At 58.9% G+C, this 17,795-nt stretch carries 22 protein-coding genes; 3 read left to right on the forward strand and 19 right to left on the reverse strand.

What is annotated here, in order from left to right; genetic code table 11:
- The first annotated feature begins 400 nt into the window (after positions 1-400).
- Positions 401-1,771, forward strand: coding sequence for an amidohydrolase family protein (locus tag NW838_RS07050; protein WP_414352109.1), 1,371 nt, complete (start codon positions 401-403; stop codon positions 1,769-1,771).
- Here NW838_RS07050 and NW838_RS07055 read toward each other — a convergent pair.
- The 4 genes from NW838_RS07055 to NW838_RS07070 are packed head-to-tail and all read right to left on the reverse strand — an operon-like array spanning position 1,679 to position 4,045.
- Positions 1,679-2,137, reverse strand: coding sequence for an FxLYD domain-containing protein (locus NW838_RS07055; protein WP_414332474.1), 459 nt, complete (start codon positions 2,135-2,137; stop codon positions 1,679-1,681). The genes NW838_RS07050 and NW838_RS07055 overlap by 93 nt on opposite strands.
- Positions 2,138-2,168: 31 nt before the next feature.
- Positions 2,169-2,795 carry a 5-formyltetrahydrofolate cyclo-ligase gene (locus NW838_RS07060; RefSeq protein WP_414427761.1) on the reverse strand — a complete coding sequence of 209 codons (627 nt, stop codon included), beginning with the start codon at positions 2,793-2,795 and terminating at the stop codon, positions 2,169-2,171.
- Between the two features lie 44 nt (positions 2,796-2,839).
- Entirely contained in the window at positions 2,840-3,304 is a 465-nt protein-coding gene (locus NW838_RS07065) for an FKBP-type peptidyl-prolyl cis-trans isomerase (protein ID WP_011432059.1), read from the reverse strand.
- Positions 3,305-3,364: 60 nt separating this feature from the next.
- Complete coding sequence (locus tag NW838_RS07070; protein ID WP_011432060.1) at positions 3,365-4,045, reverse strand: hypothetical protein; 681 nt, start codon at positions 4,043-4,045, stop codon at positions 3,365-3,367.
- Between the two features lie 76 nt (positions 4,046-4,121).
- Here NW838_RS07070 and cobJ point away from each other — a divergent pair, with 76 nt between their 5' ends.
- Entirely contained in the window at positions 4,122-6,020 is a 1,899-nt protein-coding gene (cobJ, locus tag NW838_RS07075) for a precorrin-3B C(17)-methyltransferase (protein ID WP_414373915.1), read from the forward strand.
- Positions 6,021-6,038: 18 nt separating this feature from the next.
- On the opposite strand, the gene modB is transcribed toward cobJ, so the two are convergent.
- Positions 6,039-7,826, reverse strand: a complete 1,788-nt coding sequence (gene modB, locus NW838_RS07080; RefSeq protein ID WP_414355659.1) for a molybdate ABC transporter permease subunit — start codon at positions 7,824-7,826, stop codon at positions 6,039-6,041.
- Between the two features lie 37 nt (positions 7,827-7,863).
- Positions 7,864-8,625 carry a molybdate ABC transporter substrate-binding protein gene (gene modA, locus NW838_RS07085; protein ID WP_414427762.1) on the reverse strand — a complete coding sequence of 254 codons (762 nt, stop codon included), beginning with the start codon at positions 8,623-8,625 and terminating at the stop codon, positions 7,864-7,866.
- 258 nt (positions 8,626-8,883) lie between these two features.
- On the opposite strand from modA, the gene NW838_RS07090 reads away from it, so the two are divergent.
- Positions 8,884-9,093 (forward strand): TOBE domain-containing protein, encoded by a 210-nt coding sequence (locus NW838_RS07090; protein ID WP_414355661.1) that lies wholly within the window; start codon positions 8,884-8,886, stop codon positions 9,091-9,093.
- Between the two features lie 28 nt (positions 9,094-9,121).
- Here NW838_RS07090 and NW838_RS07095 read toward each other — a convergent pair whose 3' ends face one another.
- From NW838_RS07095 to NW838_RS07155, 13 genes are all read right to left on the reverse strand, one after another.
- Positions 9,122-10,774 (reverse strand): helix-turn-helix domain-containing protein, encoded by a 1,653-nt coding sequence (locus tag NW838_RS07095; RefSeq protein WP_414355662.1) that lies wholly within the window; start codon positions 10,772-10,774, stop codon positions 9,122-9,124.
- 343 nt (positions 10,775-11,117) lie between these two features.
- The gene (locus tag NW838_RS07100; protein ID WP_011430669.1) at positions 11,118-11,375 is read right to left on the reverse strand and encodes a hypothetical protein; all 258 of its coding nucleotides are present in this window, start codon (positions 11,373-11,375) and stop codon (positions 11,118-11,120) included.
- Positions 11,376-11,474: 99 nt separating this feature from the next.
- Positions 11,475-11,852, reverse strand: coding sequence for a ferrous iron transport protein A (locus NW838_RS07105; RefSeq protein WP_011432067.1), 378 nt, complete (start codon positions 11,850-11,852; stop codon positions 11,475-11,477).
- Positions 11,853-11,880: 28 nt separating this feature from the next.
- A complete protein-coding gene (locus NW838_RS07110) occupies positions 11,881-12,180 on the reverse strand; it encodes a 2Fe-2S iron-sulfur cluster-binding protein (RefSeq protein ID WP_099813376.1) in 300 nt (99 codons plus the stop codon).
- A 42-nt stretch (positions 12,181-12,222) separates the two neighbouring features.
- Positions 12,223-12,588, reverse strand: coding sequence for a nitrogenase-stabilizing/protective protein NifW (nifW, locus tag NW838_RS07115; RefSeq protein ID WP_414355663.1), 366 nt, complete (start codon positions 12,586-12,588; stop codon positions 12,223-12,225).
- Positions 12,585-12,848: a CCE_0567 family metalloprotein gene (locus NW838_RS07120; RefSeq protein ID WP_414355664.1), complete on the reverse strand. Its 264-nt coding sequence runs from the start codon at positions 12,846-12,848 to the stop codon at positions 12,585-12,587. Before NW838_RS07120 ends, nifW begins: the two co-directional genes overlap by 4 nt.
- 66 nt (positions 12,849-12,914) lie before the next feature.
- The gene (locus NW838_RS07125) at positions 12,915-13,370 is read right to left on the reverse strand and encodes a NifX-associated nitrogen fixation protein (protein ID WP_414355665.1); all 456 of its coding nucleotides are present in this window, start codon (positions 13,368-13,370) and stop codon (positions 12,915-12,917) included.
- A gap of 2 nt (positions 13,371-13,372) precedes the next feature.
- Positions 13,373-13,792: a nitrogen fixation protein NifX gene (gene nifX, locus NW838_RS07130; RefSeq protein WP_011430663.1), complete on the reverse strand. Its 420-nt coding sequence runs from the start codon at positions 13,790-13,792 to the stop codon at positions 13,373-13,375.
- 81 nt (positions 13,793-13,873) lie between these two features.
- Complete coding sequence (nifN, locus tag NW838_RS07135) at positions 13,874-15,211, reverse strand: nitrogenase iron-molybdenum cofactor biosynthesis protein NifN (RefSeq protein ID WP_011430662.1); 1,338 nt, start codon at positions 15,209-15,211, stop codon at positions 13,874-13,876.
- Positions 15,199-16,605, reverse strand: a complete 1,407-nt coding sequence (gene nifE / locus NW838_RS07140; protein ID WP_414427763.1) for a nitrogenase iron-molybdenum cofactor biosynthesis protein NifE — start codon at positions 16,603-16,605, stop codon at positions 15,199-15,201. The genes nifN and nifE overlap by 13 nt, the downstream gene beginning before the upstream one ends.
- A complete protein-coding gene (locus NW838_RS07145; RefSeq protein ID WP_414427764.1) occupies positions 16,596-16,955 on the reverse strand; it encodes a Mo-dependent nitrogenase C-terminal domain-containing protein in 360 nt (119 codons plus the stop codon). Before NW838_RS07145 ends, nifE begins: the two co-directional genes overlap by 10 nt.
- Positions 16,956-16,958: 3 nt before the next feature.
- On the reverse strand, positions 16,959-17,183 hold the full coding sequence (locus tag NW838_RS07150) for a DUF2949 domain-containing protein (protein ID WP_414355668.1): 225 nt from the start codon (positions 17,181-17,183) through the stop codon (positions 16,959-16,961).
- A gap of 42 nt (positions 17,184-17,225) precedes the next feature.
- Positions 17,226-17,771: a ferritin-like domain-containing protein gene (locus NW838_RS07155; RefSeq protein ID WP_414355669.1), complete on the reverse strand. Its 546-nt coding sequence runs from the start codon at positions 17,769-17,771 to the stop codon at positions 17,226-17,228.
- Between the last annotated feature and the right edge of the window lie 24 nt (positions 17,772-17,795).

Genomic DNA, 17,795 nt, shown 5'->3' on the forward strand with positions numbered 1-17,795 from the left:
GTCGCTTCTGTTGAGGTTAGTTCGAGATCGGGTTACTGACCGGTTTATCGTAAAGGGGGGATCCCTGAAAATATGTGTCCTGAAATACAATTTTTTGAGAAGGAGCTTGTTTGTAATGGACAACGAAGTTTCGCTGACGGTTGGAATGGATGTAAGGGCCAAGTCCTCTCAAATCAGCTCTCGATAGATTATCCCTCTGACTACTTGGTTGATATCTTGCACAACCGGATGCTGTTGGGGACTACAGCCCTCTTTTATAAAGTGAGCAATAACCCAATCAACTGGTTTCCTAAATTCGGGCTTTGAGGTAATTTAAGACATCTTTATCTGATTTGGCCTATCATTCAGTCAACTGTAGTTGCTTCTTTCCATCCTAAGTTCAAACAAATAGCCACAACATATGGATCTCATTTTGCGCCGGGCCAATTTGCCGGATGGCCGCAAGGGAATCGATATCGGTATCCAGGGGGATCGCATTGTGGCTCTGGAAAGCAACTTGCAAGCCACTGCCCCCCAAGAAATTGATGTCAGCAACCGCTTGGTGTCGCCCCCCTTCGTGGATGCCCACTTTCACATGGATGCCACCCTCACCTATGGGATCCCGCGCGTCAACCAGTCGGGCACCTTGCTAGAAGGGATCGCCCTCTGGGGGGAGTTGAAGCCGCTGTTGACCCCCGAGGCGGTGATGGAGAGGGCCTTGACCTATTGCGACTGGGCAGTGGCGCGTGGGATCCTGGCCATCCGCACCCATGTGGATGTGTGCGATCCCAACCTGTTGGCGGTGCGGGCGCTGCTGGAAGTCAAGCAAAAAGTGGCTCCCTACTTGGATTTGCAACTGGTGGCCTTTCCTCAGGATGGCTACTATCGCTCGCCAGGGGCGGTGCAGCTTCTGGAGAAGGCTCTGGATTTGGGGGTGGAGGTGGTGGGCGGGATCCCCCACTTCGAGCGGACGATGGCCGAGGGAGCAGCTTCGGTGCGGGCCCTGTGCGAGATTGCTGCGGCGCGCGGCCTGCGGGTGGATCTGCACTGCGACGAGACCGACGATCCGCTTTCGCGCCATGTGGAAACCTTGGCCTACGAAACGCTGCGGCTGGGCTTGCAGGGGCGGGTAGCCGGATCCCATCTAACTTCCATGCACTCGATGGACAACTACTACGTCAGCAAACTGATCCCCCTGATGGCCGAGGCGGAGCTGGGGGTGGTTGCCAACCCGCTGGTAAACCTAGTGCTGCAGGGGCGCCACGACACCTACCCCAAGCGGCGGGGGCTGACCCGGGTGCCCGAGCTGATGGACGCAGGCTTGACGGTAGCCTTTGGCCAGGATTGCGTGATGGATCCCTGGTACCCTTTGGGCAGCGGCAACATGCTGGAGGTGGCCCACATGGCCATCCACGCCGCCCAACTGACTGGCTATGAGCAGATGCGCCAGTGTTTTTTGGCGGTAACAGAAAACCCGGCCCGCATTCTGGGGTTGGAAGGCTACGGCCTGGAACCCGGCTGCTACGCCGATCTGGTGGTGCTCCAGGCCGCCGATGCCGTCGAAGCCATTCGCCTGAAACCAGCTTGCCTGTATGTCTTCCGCCGGGGCCGGCTGATCGCCCAAACCCCGCCTGTGGTTGCCCAGCTCCATTTGCCTGAGCGCCCCACCCAGGTGGAGTTCAGCCGCCAGCTTTGGACCTCATCGGCGCACGGTACCGCTGAAGCCGCTGGCCTTGAATTGCTCCAGGGTGAGGGGCAGGGGGCTGGTTATGGGCACCGAGATGCGAATTGAAAAAGGGCTCTCGCCGGGAGGAACTTCTGCAATGGCCCCCAGGCGGGTACGCTCCGGCAGAACCTCGTTGCCGTTGGCATCGTAAAGCCGACCGAAGACATCCGCGTTCAGCAGGGTATTTTTGGAGCGGTTGACCACTGTGCCTTCGACGAACAGGCACCTGGCCGGTATGGGGTTGCCGTTGCTGGTCACCAGGTTGGTGTATTCGGGGGTATCGGGACAGGGGGTGACGTGGAGATCCTTCAGTTGCAGGGGGATCGCCCCAAAGCCCATCAAGAGCACCGCCAATGCCACACAGCCAAAGCTCATGCAGACAAGACGCAGCTTTTGGGTTAGCCACTGCGCCGGCTTCCAAACTTGGCTCATCGTTTTTCCTCCAAGGCCCACCCTCTTTAGTCTAGGGGATCCCCGTCTCGTAGAACCTCTCCTCGGTTTGGATCCCATCCAGGCGCTGATCCCAAGGATCCTGAGGCAGGGGCTGCTCCAGCAAGCAGGCTTGGGGGAGGATGCCCCACTTGGGCACACTGGGATCCGGCAAAGCGGCCAAAAAGCGGTCGTAATAGCCGCCGCCATAGCCCAAACGCCTTCCCCACCGATCGCAGGCCAGGGCGGGCACCAGGATCAAATCCGCCTTGCCAGGGTCGATAACTGTGCTGCCGGGAGAAGGCTCCAGCAAGCCCCAGCAGTTGGGGACAAGCTCAGCCGGCTGGTAGCGGTGCCACTGCATTTGCCGCCGCGGCAGACAACGGGGGATCCCCCACTGCTTCTCTGGAAAAAGGGCAAACAGGGATCCCAAGTCCACCTCGGAGCCGAAGGCCACATAGGCCAGGATGGTTTTGGCGGCCAAAAGTTGGGGGCAAGAGGCCAAATGAGCCACGATCTTCTGGCTGATAAGGGATCTGTCCAACCTCTGCCGTAGCTGGCGAAAGTGCTGGCGCAGGCGAGCTTTTTCTAGGGCAGGATCTGCTGCCAGAGAACTGGGCCGCCAAGAAGAAGACAGTTCCGGGGAAGGGAGTTCCTGCACAAGCCCAATGCCGCCTGGATATTCGGTCTCTGCAAGATCTGAATCTACTGGATGGCCAGGAGCTCCACTTCAAAATCCAAGGTGGCGTTGGGGGGGATCACCCCGCCTGCCCCGCGGCTGCCATAGGCCAACTCCGGCGGAATGCGCAAGTACCGCTTGCCCCCCACCCGCATGGTGGCCAGCCCTTCCTCCCAGCCACGGATCACCTGCCCTACTCCGTAGGTGAAGACAAAAGGCTGATTGCGCTTGTAGGAGCTATCGAAGATGGTGCCATCCTGTAGCTTGCCCACGTAGTTGACCACCACCGTTTGCCCCGGCTGAGGCGAAGGCCCACTGCCTTGAGCAATATCGTAGTACTGCAATCCCGACTCGGTGGTGATGAAGTCCTTGGCTGGGGATTGCACGCTCACCACCGGATTGTCCTTGGCCCGCGATAGAGCTATGGCCGGCTGGCCGCCCCACACCCCAAGCCACAGCAAGCCCAGCACCAACAGCAGCACCCGTTTCATCCGTTGGCGTCTCCCCACCGCCGACTTTTTGCTTTCCTTTACCAATCTTAGGGGATCCCGTCAGCCTTTCAGTTCGGCAAATTCGATAATCTGACCCTGGTGATCCCGCACCCAAAAGACGAAGGGCTTCTCGGAGCGAATGCTGTTGCGGATCCCTTGTTTGTTGATTCGCTTCAGAAGGGCCTTAAGGGACTCCCGCTCATAGCTGACATGGCGATAGCGAACGCCGCTGCTGCGGCCCGCTGCCGGTACAGTCCCGTAAGCAGAAGCAGATGAGGAGCTAGGCCTAGAGGCGTTGCCGTAGGAACCGGACCCCGCATAGGGATCTGTAGAGCCAGGGATCACGTGCAATTGAACATTGTCGGAGAGTTGGTACCAAAGTCCGGGGGTATCCAATTGGGTGGGCCCAGAGGTGGGACGGGCTTTGGCATCGAAGCGGGGACTGAGGCCAATATCCCCTGGAAAGTAAGCGGATCCTAGGCTGTAGCCGACCATGCTCTGCTCGTAGCCGTAGTAGTACTGCAGGGGCAGCTCCGCTTCCGGCAGTTTCAACACCTTCTCGTAAAACCCTCTGGCCTGCTCCAAGTCCGGCACGATGATGGTGTGGACGCGGGGAGCGCCGCTTAAGAATGTCCACATGGCCCCCCCATAGGCCGATAGCAGCAAAAACATCAGCCCCTTCGTGGAGAGCAAAACCTCCAGGGGGATTAGGGGCAGCATCAGTCCAGGTGGGATGACCATCGGCACTTTTCCCTTCGCGGGTGGCTCTATGTCCAGTATAGGATCCGGGGAGAATCCTGGCCTTGGCCCACGCTCGATGAAGCTTGCTCTGTTTGCCCCCAGCCCGCGCGCCCGCCGGTTGGCCAACTCTCTGATCCCGCTCTTGGGCAAGGAGGTGAGCTGCTGGAGCAAAGCTGACCCGCAGGGGCTGCCCTCCCCCTGGCAGGCTTACGGGGATCCCAAGGATCCCACAGCGCCAGGCTCCCTAGCAGAAGCCGTTGCCCAAACCTGGCCCCAGGTGCAGGGCTGTCTCTTCATCTTGGCCGCAGGGTCGGTGGTGCGGCTCATTGCCCCCCTCTTGCAGGACAAGCAGCGGGATCCAGCGGTGGTGGTGGTGGACGAAGCCGGTCGCTGGGCTATTAGCCTGTGCGGGGGACATGTGGGGGGGGCCGATGCCCTGGCGCGGCAGGTGGCCGCTACCTTGGGAGCCCAGCCGGTTCTCACCTCTGCTTCCGAGGGGCTGGGGATCCCGCCTTTGGATTTGCTGGGGGATCCCTACGGCTGGCGGCGGGGCGCTGGAGATTGGAACGGGGTGGCAGCCGCCTTGACGCGGGGAGAGCCGGTGGCCGTTCACCAGACCTGCGGCACGCGGCTTTGGCGACAAGCTTGGCCGGCAGATCATCCCCTAGTGGCCTCCTCTCCTCCCCATCCCGTTGCCCAGATCTGGATTGGGGAATACCTCTCCCCTCCCACGGGGATCCCGACAGTGCACTGGCATCCGCGGGTGCTGTGGGTGGGGGTGGGCTGCGAGCGGGGCACCACCCGCGCTTGGCTAGAGGGATCCCTGCGCCGCCTGCTGCAGGCCCATGGGCTGGCGTTCGAGGCCATTGCCGGCTTGGCCACCTTGGAGCTGAAGCAAAACGAGCCAGGTCTTCTGGAGCTGGCCCAAGCCTATGGCTGGCCCATTGAGTTTTTCCCGGCAGAGGCTTTGGCTGGGATCCCGGTTCCCCACCCTTCGGAGGCCGTTCGGCAGGCGGTGGGCACTCCCTCCGTAGCCGAGGCGGCTGCTCTTTTGGCGGCTCAGATCTGGGGAAGAGGTGACCGAGCTTTTGAGAGGCCCTCTTGCGTTGCGGAGGGGAAGGCAACTCTTCTCTGCCCCAAGCAGGTCTTCACGTCAGAAACCGAAGGGGCCTGCACCCTGGCCATTGCCCGCGCGGCGCAGGAGTATTCCCCTCGCAGCGGCCACCTCTGGCTCATCGGCACTGGTCCTGGGGATCTGGGTCAATTGACTTTGGCTGCCCGTATGGCTTTAACTCAGGCCGATGTGGTTGTTGGCTACCAGCTTTATCTGGATCTGGTGGATCCCCTTTTGCACCCCGGCCAAATCCGGGAGGCCTCTCCCATTACCCAAGAGCTGCAGCGGGCCAAACAGGCCATCGCTTGGGCGCAGCAGGGGCTGAAGGTGGCGGTGATTTCTTCGGGGGATGCGGGCATTTACGGCATGGCGGGGCTAGTGTTGGAGTGCTTGGTCCGCTCTGGCTGGGATGGGATCCGCCCTTCTCTGGAGGTGCTGCCGGGGATCTCTGCCTTCCAGGCGGCTGCTGCCCGGCTGGGGGCTCCGCTGATGCACGACTTCTGCGCCATTTCCCTCTCGGATTTGCTTACCCCTTGGCCGGTGATCGAAAAACGCCTGCAGGCGGCTGCAGCTGCCGATTTTGTGGTGGCCCTTTACAACCCCCGCTCCCGGCAGCGGGTGGATCCCTTCTTCAAGGCTCTACAGATCTTTCTGCAGGCCCGACCCGCCCATACCCCCGTGGCTTTGGCCCGCAACCTCTACCGCCCTGGCGAAACTCTCCGCCTTACCACCCTGGGGGAGCTGGATCCAGAGGAGGTGGACATGCTCACCCTGGTCTTTATCGGCAACTCTCAGACCTTTCGCCATGGAGACCGGCTGATTACCCCGCGGGGCTATTGCCTGGGCGAAGAACCCACTTGACGGGTGTTAAGCCCAGACTCAAAACACCATCAGATGCCGGGGATCCAACTGCAGCCACCACGGGGATCCCCAACCTTCCACCTCTCGCCAGCGCTCCCGCCACACCTCGGCTTGCAGGTGGTAGTCCTGGCTGTGGGCAGGAGGACCGCCCAGCCTAAAGAAGAGGGTCAGCCGGTGGGGGGTCTCGCTCCACTTCACCAGCCAAGCCGGAAACGTGTTGGGCAGCTTCCCGTCGGGCCGGAAGGTGAGGTGGTGGGCGCGGATGGCGATGTATTCTCCCGCTGGGGATCCCTGTACCTGCAGCTCACAGCCCCAATCCAAGGCCAGCACCCGTTGAGGGCCCAGGAGCTTGGCCCGCGAGATGTTTTTGCAACCCGTCAGTTGCGCCACACTAAGGCAGGGGGGAGCCTCAAATAGCTGACGCTTGTCCCCCTGGGCAATGATTCGCCCCTGCTCCATTACAGCCAGATCCCCGCAGAGGCGGAAGGCTTCCTCAATGTTGTGGGTTACCAAAAGCGTGACTCCCTTGTAGCCCGCTAGGATTTCCCCCATCTCCTGCTCCAGTTGGCTGCGCAGGTGGGCATCCAAAGCAGAAAAAGGCTCATCCAGCAGCAAGATCTCCGGCTCAGAAGCCAAGGCTCGCGCCAGGGCCACCCGCTGCTGCTGTCCTCCAGAGAGCTCGGTGGGGTAGCGGTTTTCCCAGCCTTTCAGCTTGACCAACCGCAGCTGGGCCTGGATCCGCTCTTGTTTTTCCGCTTCGCTCAAGCCCGCAGGGATCCCAAAAGCGATGTTCTGGGCGACGGTGAGATGGGGAAACAGAGCGTAGTTCTGGAAGATCACCCCTACCCGCCGCTGAGCCGGAGGCAGCCGGATCCCCTGTTCGGCGTCAAACAACGCCCGCTCGTTGAGCAAAATGCGCCCACCATCCGGGGTTTCGATCCCGGCAATGCAGCGCAAAAGTAGGCTTTTGCCGGATCCAGAGGCCCCCAGCAGTCCTAATGGCCGCCCGTCGCAGCTCAGTTGCGCCTGCAGCTCAAATTGGGGCAGCTTCTTGTCAATGTCCACCCAGAGGCGGGGGGCCGGAGTTGAGAAATCCGGATCCCTTCTGGCCAGAACCCGCAGGGGGCGAGGGGGAAGCTGCTGCAGAGGCTGTCGCTGAAACCAAAGGTTAACTGCCGTCATCACCCCCAAGGACAACATCAAGACCAAGGCCGAGCTAATGGCTGCCCCCCGCATGTCCCCCGCCTGAACGGCAAAGAAGATGGCCATGGACAGGGTTTGCGTGCGGCCTGGGATGTTGCCTGCCAGCATCAAGGTGGCGCCAAACTCCCCCAGAGCGCGAGCAAAACTGAGGGTAACCCCCGCTAGGATCCCCGGCAAGGCCAGTGGGATCAGCACCCGCGTAAAAATCTTGGCCCTACTTGCTCCCAGGGTGCGGGCTGCCGCCACCAGCGTCGGGTCGATCTGCTGGAAAGCTCCCAGGGCCGTGCGGTACATCAGGGGCAGGGCCACCACCGCTGCCGTGATCACCCCGGCATACCAGGTGAAGATGACCGACAAGTTCAGCGAGGCCAAAAGTTGTCCCAGAAGGGTTCGCCGGCCAAACAGCAGCAGCAACAGGAAGCCCACCATGGTGGGCGGCAACACCAGCGGCGCCAACAAGAGGGCCTCGATGAGAGAGCGCCAGCGACCTCGGTAGTGCAACATCCCGTAAGCCGCCAGCGTCCCCACCCCAAAGGTGATGCCCGTGGCCAAGCCGGCAATCCGTAGGGAGATCCAAAGCGGGGATAGGTCGTAGTCGCTCATTTGGAGTAACTCATCCGCGCCATTGCAGAGGGATCCCTCACAGGCGGATAAAGCCGTACTTCACAAACACCTCTGCTGCTTCTTCTGAGGTTAAAAACTCCAAGTAAGACCGTCCGGCGGGAGTATCGCGCACCAAGGCCACCGGGTAGATAATTGGCGTAATGGGATCCGCCGTAGCCACTACTCGCACCCGATTTGAAAGCTGAGCATCCGAGGTAAACAGGATCCCAGCGTCAGCATTGCCCTGTTCTACCGCCGTTAAGATTTCCCGCACCGTGCTGGCAAACACCATCTTGGGCCGCAGCGTCTCAAACACCCCCGCCTCGGTGAGAATTTCCTGGGCATAGCGTCCGGCGGGCATGGCCTGCAAATCTCCAATCGACAAAACCCGGATCTCTTCCGCCACCAAGTCGGCAAAATCCTGAACCTTGGTTCTGGCATTGGCAGGCACAATTAAAGCCATGCGGTTGCTGAGAAGATCTCGCCGGGATCCTGCCACCAGCAGGTTTTGCTGGGCAAGGGCGTCCATAAAAGAGGCGGCTGCGAAAAATACCACGTCCAGAGGCGCCCCCTGCTCCACCTGTTGCTGGAGAGAGCCGGAATTGGCGAAGTTGTACTCAACCTTGATGTCGGGATAGCGGGCGGTGAACAACCGGTCGATTTCCGTTAAAGCCGGTTGCAAGCTCACCGCAGCCCCCACCAAAATGGGCTGAGATTGTGCCAAGCCGGGAGCCGACCCCCACCTCAAAGCCAGGGCGGCCAGGATCCCTAGGAATAACATTGCAGTTCTTCGTTTCATAGCCATTCTTCTTTGACCCGTGACAACTCTCAGAACAGGAAAATCCGCCAATGGTTCGGTGCTTTTGACTGTCGGAATTGGGTTGTAATTTGTATCTGTAGATACACACCTAGACTATCGGCAGCCCTTCCTCCCCAGAGGCAACGATAAGCATCTGATAGTATTGAAACCAATGTTGAATGGCCATCTGCCGAGATCCCTTCTTGTTCAGTTTGGTCAACACCCCTGTTGCTTTAAGTGTTCAACAAAGGAGAAATCATGCAAATCAGCACTCGCAACTTGTTTAAAGGAACTGTAAAAAGTGTCCAGGTGGGCATGGTCAATGCCGAAATTATTCTGGAAGTTGCACCGGGTATAGAAATAACAGCCATTATTTCTAAGCACTCTGCCGAACGGTTGGGTATAGCAGTTGGAAAAGAAGCGTATGCTGCCATTAAAGCCTCAGATGTGGTCATCGCCGTGGATTAGTGGTGGATTAGCAAATTGAGTGACTGGCCTAGACTTGCTGTTGCCTGGGATCCAAATACAGGGCTTTGATAAGGCGCTGGCGATCGTTTAGGCTGATCTGAAGCCGCCCATTCTCTACATCCCGCACCCAGCTCTGGCTGCGCCCCAGCCTCTGGGCCAATTCCCGCTGGCTGATTCCCTTTTGCTGGCGTGCCGCTGAGATATCTGCCCCACGCAAAGCCTTGCCTGAGGAAAAATCTTTTGGGTCTTCGGGATGGCAAGGGAGATCAGAGGCTGTTGCAGCAGGCGCAGACTTTGCCCTACGCTGCCGCCGGGATCCCGATTCTCGGGTTGGGGATCTGGCTTCTTGAACTACTCGACGATGCCAGTCGGAGGGCAGATGAAATCGTTGAATGCGAGCCTGCATCAAGAGTCCCCACTTGCCCCGCGGCCCGGCAGCCGTCAGCAAGCCACCGTTGTTGGCATCTTCAATCCAAAAGTTCAATGCCTCGTCCGCATCCTCGGGCACAGCTTCCAGGCGAGCCCACAGGGGTTGAATGGAAGAAGGATAGGTGAGGGGATCGAACTCCGGCTTGAGGCCGTAGTGGTTGAGAACCTCCAGATCGCTTTCAAAGGTGCGCACCAGCCGTTTGCGTTCTTGGAGATTGAGATAAGCTTCCTGCAGTCGCTCTTCCCCGTAGGCCACTCGCATCAGGGTGGGCACCGTCAGACGCTGTTGCCGCCCCATCCTCACTTTGAACAACAGCCACAGCAGCAGGCGCATGGCTCCTTCATGGTGTTGCCAATGGCTCATCACGGCCTGCAGCAGGGATAGGGGCAGGCTGCTGTACTGATAAAAGGCTTGCCCCTGGCGGCACCCTTGTCGATTGAGAAAGTACCGTGTCCATTCGCCGGGCTGAATCGCCCAAGTCAGGCCCACCAGATGGTTGCAGCCCTGCTCATCTTTTTGAAAGTGGCGATGCATCTTGAGCAGCCTCCACAGAGGGCCAGCCGGTACCGAAAACCCCTTCACCCGCCCCTGATCCGGCCAATCGATGGAGACTTGAATCCGACAGAGCTGCTCTATCCAGGTCATGAACAGGTGGAGACGGGTCATCTTGCTCAGATCTTTACGTTTATCCCAGCCCAAATAGGACTCCAATTGTGAGTCGGTGAAAACAAAGGATTCCTTCCAGGGGCTATCCAACCCGGCGGCATAGGCAGCAAAAATAAGATGCAAACAGGCAGTTCGCACATCGATCGGAGCACTTTGTGGGATCCCGTCCAAACATAGAGTTAGGGTCAGAGATCCCTGGTTGTGGCCAACAGATTTCTGATAGCAAACCTGGTTATCTCCCTGCTTTTGCAGATTGAGAGATTGAAATTGAGATAGGAAATTGCAAGCTTCCCAGACCACAATTGACGAAGCAAAAGCCTGGCTATGGCCGTTCAAAAATAGAGGTGGACTGCTGCGAATGCGGGCCGTGACCGTGCGGTTGCGCCCCTTCATGGCTTCATAAGGCTGCGGGGCAGAACCGGGACACAGGCTAACGCACTGAGGTTCTGGGAAGAAACCTTCGCAGTCATTGCACAACAGAGGATTAATCCAGTATTCCCCATCCTGAACAACAATAGCTTTCGTAGGACAGCTATCTACGCAAGCGTGGCAACCGATACAATCCCCTGAGATTTGATAAGCCATAGCCCTCGAACTCCATAGCGTTTCCCTGTAGCTCTCCTTTGTTCACGCCTGCTATCGCATCTGCAAAACCCTAAACCCGGCCATGGAGACCTTCCTCGCAAAGCCGTGGCAGCCCGGCGAGAGACCTTAGTTTAAGGTCTGTTTCCTAAGCTCAATTCGTGAACTGGATTGAACGATACCTCAAAAGATCCCCGGCAGGCCAGGGAGATTTGGTCTAGGGTGAACCTTCTGGAAAGCTTTGTTTTCTCTTAACTTCTAATGTTTGCAGTGAACTTTTGAGATGGCTTTGCAGGCTACTCCTCCCCCCTTGAGAGCCTTTTAGGGATCCGAACTGCAGCAAGTGTCAGGCAAAACGCTCAATAACCAAGCCGACACAAGGTCGTCCGCCCACCCAATACGCCGATTCATCGGCCAGGTTGTGGCTTGGCTCCAGATGCCAACCCAAGGGATTGGGTTCTAGCTCCAGCGCCCGCACGATTTCCTCTGGGCTTAGTCCTGTGCAGAGTTGGATGTGTTGCAACTTGGGGAAAGGCTTTTCCACAAGGCTAAGCTCTTCAGCAGCTTTAAGGATGGAGCCCAGGTGCAACAAACAGGTGTTCATGGCTTTGCTCCCAAATCAAGATAGGTTATGAAGAGATGAGCTTCCCTTACTTTGAGTGTCCCTCATTACAGGTTAAAAATTGGGTAAATAGACTACATTTTAGAAGGCTCTTGGCAAATTTAAGATTGTTTTCTTATTCGGTTCTTGGGTAGACATCAAGGCGCAACGGGGATCCATGTAAACCCAGATGGGTTTAGCTAAATGAGCAGGAAGGGAAAGTTGGCCACTGGGTAGGAGTAGGATCCACTCAGGGTGACGTTGGATAACCTGGAGATAGGTACCTGGAGTGAGACCCATTTGCTGCAATTGGGCGCAAGCAGCTTCGGATCCGCGCAGTTGGTAGATGCGACCTTCTTCTCCAACCTTCATGAGTTGGAGAGGAGATATGGTTATTGAGATCTTAGGGACGGTGGGCGGTGCCAACATATAGGGATCCCTAATCTTAGAAGAGGCCATTTGAGCCTTGCCCGAGTCCATTTGCGAGCAGCTTGGAAGCAGCGATCTATCAAACCAAGTAAGCTTCCTGGTGAGTGCGAATCGTACAATTGGAGCGAGGTTTAGCCACGCAGAGCAGCACAAATCCTTTGGCTATTTGCTCCTCATCCAGAAAGGTTTGCTCCGATTGATCGACTTCTCCCTCTACCACTTTGGCCACGCAAGAGGAACAACTACCGGAGCGGCAGGAAGAGGGCAAATCCACATCTTGATCCTCAGCCGCTTCTAGGATGGTCGAATCTTCATCTACTGAGATATAGGTGTCGAGCCGTCGTTTTGGGTTAACCAAGTGAACTGTGTAGGTAGCCATGATGAGATCTCCAGAGAGTTGACGAGGGGTAAACAAGGGAGCTTAGGCAGGGATCCCAGGGCTGCATTCGCCCCGCTCTCCCAAAGAGCTGCAGCCGGCACAGCCGCCGACAGCATCTGGACAACCGTAGTCTTGAAAGACTCGGAATAGCTTCTCCTGCTGCGGAGTAGAGGTGAGAAAGGTTTGGTACGCTTTTTCCAGCGCTTGCCGAGCTTGCTCCAATCGCTCTTCTTCGCTGCCCTGGAAACACTCCAGAGGGCCTAGATACTGAGCGAATTTGCGTAAGATATGCAGGCGATTCACGTTGACCACCCGCGGATCGTAGGGGAGCTCGAAAAAAGCGAAATAATCCTCGGCATTGACTAGGGCTTGGAAGTCTTTCCAACGGCGGTTGTGGTTCCAACTCATCGGCAGGTCTCCAGGGTTTTCAAGCGTTGTCTGAGGGTGTGCAGCCGGGCAAACAGGGCATAGGTGCGGGCTGCCAAGTCGGGGAGTCGCTCGAACCCGTCGGGTAGCCCCTCGGCCAGATCGTGCAGATCCATTTTCAGTTGGCCTGCTTTGCTGTTTAGTCGTTTGATCTCGGTGCGGAGCTGGTCGGCAGAGAGGTGTTTAAAGGGCTCGAAATCCAGGCCGTTCACAACATTCTCAACGTCACTCTCATTCAACATGGGCAAGGCACTCCTAATTACTGAAGAAAAAGAAGAAAAAATGGCTGCCGGGACGGAGACAAGCGGCTACAGTCGGCCCACCTCAGGGTAGGTTCGGGCCAGTTGGATCCCTTTGTCGATAAGGGCAGTGGCTTTTTCGCTGAGCTGTTCGAGAGACTCGAAACCGAAGCGATGGGCGTCTCGCAGGGTGTTGACCACCAACAACAGCCGCCCTGAGAAGACCAGCACCCAACCAAAACCTTCACTGTTGAGATCCAGCACCACCTGAGCCAGGAGGCCCGTCTCCTTTTCGATCAGGGCGGCAATGGCGCGGTAGTAGATGAGGATGCGGCTCCGCACTGCCGGATCCACCTCCCCTTCCAGGGATATTTGGCGCTTCTGGGCTTTGGTGACGACAAAGGGCTTGAGCAGCAACTCATCCCTCCAGGTGCGGTAGGTGCCGTAGGGATCCGCCGCCCGCAGCTGGCGGACGATCTCCTGCAGGATGGGGCTGGTCGAGGGGGAAAGAGGGGTAACCGTCATGGCTAAACCTCCGCAGGGGAAGTAGAGGGATTTGGGGCTTCGGCTTTGCGGGCGCGCTCGGCCAAGAGCACTTTGCGCAGCCAGGGGGGAGGGTTGTGCAGGGTGGATACCAGGCGCTGCAGCAAGCTCTCGATGGATTCTTCTTCCGACTGCACTTTGATGGGGGTGATGCGGCGGTTGATCAGGCGGGCGGCGGCACTGCTGCCAATGGCAGCCACGTAGATGAGGGTGACATCGGCCAAAGCCTGCAGCTTGGGCACCAGCTTGTCCTCGTTGCCATCTGCCTCCAAGTTGCCCCCAAAGGTAAGGGTTTTGCAGAAGCGGTAGCCTTCGGGGGTGACTTCGTAGAGGTCGATCTGGTTGGCCCAGCCAAAGTGGGCATTGACGTGCTTGCCGTCGCGGGTTGTAAAGGCCACTTGCATGAGGGTTCTCCTTAGAAACGTGAACTTGAGGGTTTGGGGGAGCTAGGGGCACTTGGGCTGCCCTTCGAAGCTCTGGATCCCTTAGAATCCATGCCCAGAAACCTGGGGTGGGCTGGGGTGACGGGCTTCCTCCTGCTCCATCAGCAGGTTGCCGACAGCAAACAGTTGGGATAGGGTGCCGCGATAGCCCACCTGACAGATGTGGTTGGCCCCCAGCCGGTCGAAGATGGGGATCCCCATCCGATGCACCGGGATCCCCAGCCGCTTGCCCAGGCGCGCCACGTGGGAGTTGCCCACCAGCAGGTCAGCCCCGGGTGCTAGCTCCTCCAGATCCCCCAGATCTCCCACCCGCACTGCCTCAATGGGAAGGGTGGTCAAGTGGGGATCCGGTGTGGGACTGATGGCCGCCTGGATCTGACAGCCCATATCCAGCAGCCAGTCCACCCACCCCCAGAGCAGATCGGCTTCTAGGGCCAAGGCAATCCGCTGGTTGCCGAAGAAAAAGTGGCAATCCAGGAGGGCATCTTGAACCTGGCTGCGCTGGCGGCGGTAGCGAGAGGGCACCGGCTGCTGGCTGTGATCGGCCAAGGTTGCCAAAAAGGGATCCACAGCCTTGAGACCGGTCAGGTGGGGGAAAACCCGATAGGGGGTGCCAAAGCGCTGGGCCAGGATCTGAGCGGCAGGGCGCATGCTCTCGCCGACAGCTATGGTGAGGCCGGAACGCCCGAGCTGGCGCAATTGCTCAAGGGTGGTGCCGCCGTCTGGGGTCGCCCTAAAGCCGGTGCCCAAGTGTCCGTCCAGGGAACCCGCGGGATCCGGCACCAGGATCGGCTCTAGGCCAAAAGCCTCCGCCATTTCTTTGATCTCCTGGGCGTCGGCAGGGGTGAGGGCAGGCCCGCACAGCACCGTTACCTGGGCAGGGCGGACGGATCCCGACGGCGATTCCGGCAGGGTGCTGACCAAGCTGTTGACGGCGATGGCATAGCCGTCCTGCAGGGATCCCTTAAAGTCAGGCGTGGAGGCCAAGACGATGGGCAGATCCTGCAATTGCGGCTGGCGTCGGCGCAGCTCCCGCAGGATGCGCGGCATATCGTCGCCGCGGGTTTCCGTGAGGCCGGTAGTGAGGAGGCCGATTAGCTCCGGCTGGGCCTTCTCCACCAAGGTGAGAATGGCAGCTTCGACATTCTCCTCGCCTCCCAAGATGGTGTCCACCTCGGACATGGCAGTGGTGGACATGGGAATGGCCTCGCGGAAATGGCGTACCAGCAGCGCTTTGGCAAAGGCCGTGCAGCCCTGGGAACCGTGGAAGAGGGGCAGACAGCCCTTGATCCCCAGAAAGGCCAGGGCCGCCCCCAGCGGAGCGCTGAGTTTGAGGGGGTTGACGCTGAGGGGCTTGCGTTCTTGAATCAACTGGGCCATCCTCCCACCTCCTTTGCTGCTGAGGTCTCCCAGGGGGCAGGCCGTCGCAACTGCTCCCAGATGGGGCTGTGGAGGGCGGCATCGATCTCCCGCGCCAAGTTCACCAGGCCGCGATAGCCGGCATAGGCATGGTGCCGCTCCTGGTTGATGTCCAGAAAGGGGATGCGGGCCTTGAGGGCGGTGTACTGGTTGCGTCCGCCGGCGATGAGCAAGTCCGCTTTCGTGCGCTCCACCACCTTGAGCAGCTCTTGAGGGCTGCCCTTGTCCAAGAGAATGCCATCCTGGCCAAGCAGCTCGCGGATGCGGGCTTTGTCTTCTTCGGTGCTTTTGCGGGTGCTGGTGGCCGTTACCTGCATCCCCAGATCTCGAGCGGCGGAGATGATCGACCAACTTTTCACGCCGCCGGTATAAAGGACAACTCGTTTGCCCGCCAGCCGCTGCCGGTAGGGGGCCAAAGCCGCCTCGGTGGCGCGAGTTTCCCGCTCGATGAGGGCCTCGGTACGCTCCTGCAGTTCGGGATCCTTCAGCCCTTGGGCAATGGCCCGTAGGCAGTGGTTCATCTCCTGCAGCCCGTAAAAGGAAGCCTCAATGTAGGGGATCCCATAGCGCTCCTGCATCTTGCGGCCCACATTGAGCAAGGCTTTAGCGCAGATGAGAACGTTCAGCTTGGCCCGGTGGGCGGTACAGATCTCGTGGTAGCGGCCATCGCCGGTGATCTTGGCCAAGATGCGGATCCCCAGCTCGTCAAACAGAGGCAAGACATCCCACAGCTCGCCGGCAATGTTGTACTCGCCGATGAGGTTAATGTCGCGGCGGGTGGTGTATTCCGGGGAGGCCGTGCCGATCACATAGTCCAGCAGCGCTTCTCCGGCCAGACGGTTACCCAAGTTTTTGCTGCCCACAAAGCCGGGCGCATTCACCGGAATGACCGGGATCCCAAGCTGGCGGCTGGCCCGCTGACACACCGCCTCTACATCATCCCCAATGAGGGCAGTCACACAAGTGAGATAGACGAAAATGGCGGCAGGTCGGTATTTGGCCTGTAAGTTGCAGATGGCCTGGAACAGCTTCTCCTCCCCTCCGAAGATGATCTCGTTCTCGCTCAGATCGGTGGTGAAGCCCACCTGATAGAGTCGGGAGCCGGAAGAGAGGCTGCCCCGCGTCCCCCAAGAGTTGCCGCTGCAGGCGATTGGCCCATGTACTAGATGGGCGGCATCGGCGATCGGCACCAGGGCAATCGAAGCCCCGTCAAAGGCACAGCCTCCCTGCGCTCCTCCTGGCTTGGCTTGCTCGGCACAGACTTTGTTTTTGCCTTTGCCGTCTTTCTTGTGGTTGTGCTCGCAGGCGGTCTCGTTGAGCAGCTCCGCCACTTTGGTTCGGCTGATCATGGGCATGATGGGATCTCCTGAGAAGAGGGGGGCTGGGGTTGAGCCGCAGCTTCGGCCAGATAAGCCGCCGCCCGTAGCCGCAGGGCGATGATCTCCTCGTAGAGGGGGTTGATGCGACAGAGGGCCGGAATGTGGACGGTGCGGGATCCCAGTCGGATATCCCGCTCAAAGGGACAGGAAGCCGGGATCAAACGACAAATCCAACGGGCCTGCCGGGATCCGCGAATTTCAATGCTGTTGAGCCAGCGGCGTGGCCACTTCAGGGCGGATCTGAAAATTGAGTTCAAAACCAGGCCGAGCCATCCCAAAGGGTTGCCGACTCTGGGATAGGGAAGAGAAGGGTAGGGATAAGTCATGGCTTAAACCTCCGAATGGGTAGGACTTGTAACAAGGGAACGTAGAGCGCACCATTCAAAAATCTGCTCCAGTTGCTCCAAAGAAATCAGCCCGTAATGCCAGAGGATCATCGGCAGGGGGCCCTGTTCACACCCATGCCGTTTCAGGGCGAAGGTGAGGGCGGATTCCGGGATCCCAAGCTCGACTTGCAAAAACTGGAGCAGCGGCGCCCGATCGGGGGTAAGCATGGCAGAGTCTCCCAAAACGAGAGGTGGGCGTGAATGGGCAGGCTAGGGTGGGGACAAGCCCAAAACCAAGCTGTCGGCAGCGAGAAAGTGGGCCAGGTGAAAGGCCCGTTCTTCTGTCTGCAGCAAAATCTGCTCGTAGAGGTGACGGGTGGCGCGATCCCCAACACTTTCCGCCAGAGCCGCCTGGCGACGCAGCAGATCGATCAGGCTTTGCTCGGCCCGCAAATCCGCTTCCAGCATGGGCCGCACGGCCAATGCATCGTCCCCTTCCGGGCTGAAGCAGCACAGCTCCGCCAGCTTGGCAAAGCTGGAGGCCGGGATCCCACCTAGGCCGTTCAGGCGCTCCCCCACCTCATGGGCGTGGTTCTGAACTTCCTGTAGACTTTCGTTGAAAAATTGGTGAATTGAGTAGAACTCTGCTCCTTCGACAACCAGATGGTGCTTCAGATACTGCAAATACAGCCCCTGAAGACTGGCCCAAGCCAGGTTGAGGCCCTCGCAGATGGGAACCGTGATCTCCCGTCCCAGGTGAACGGGGTTGTCTCGGACTTGTTGGAAGGAGCGAGTTGAGGGGGATGGAGTGGTCATTGGCGCTACCAAAACGAGGTGAAC

It is taken from the genome of Synechococcus sp. R55.2, assembly GCF_047462075.1.
In the GTDB taxonomy this organism is placed as follows: domain Bacteria; phylum Cyanobacteriota; class Cyanobacteriia; order Thermostichales; family Thermostichaceae; genus Thermostichus.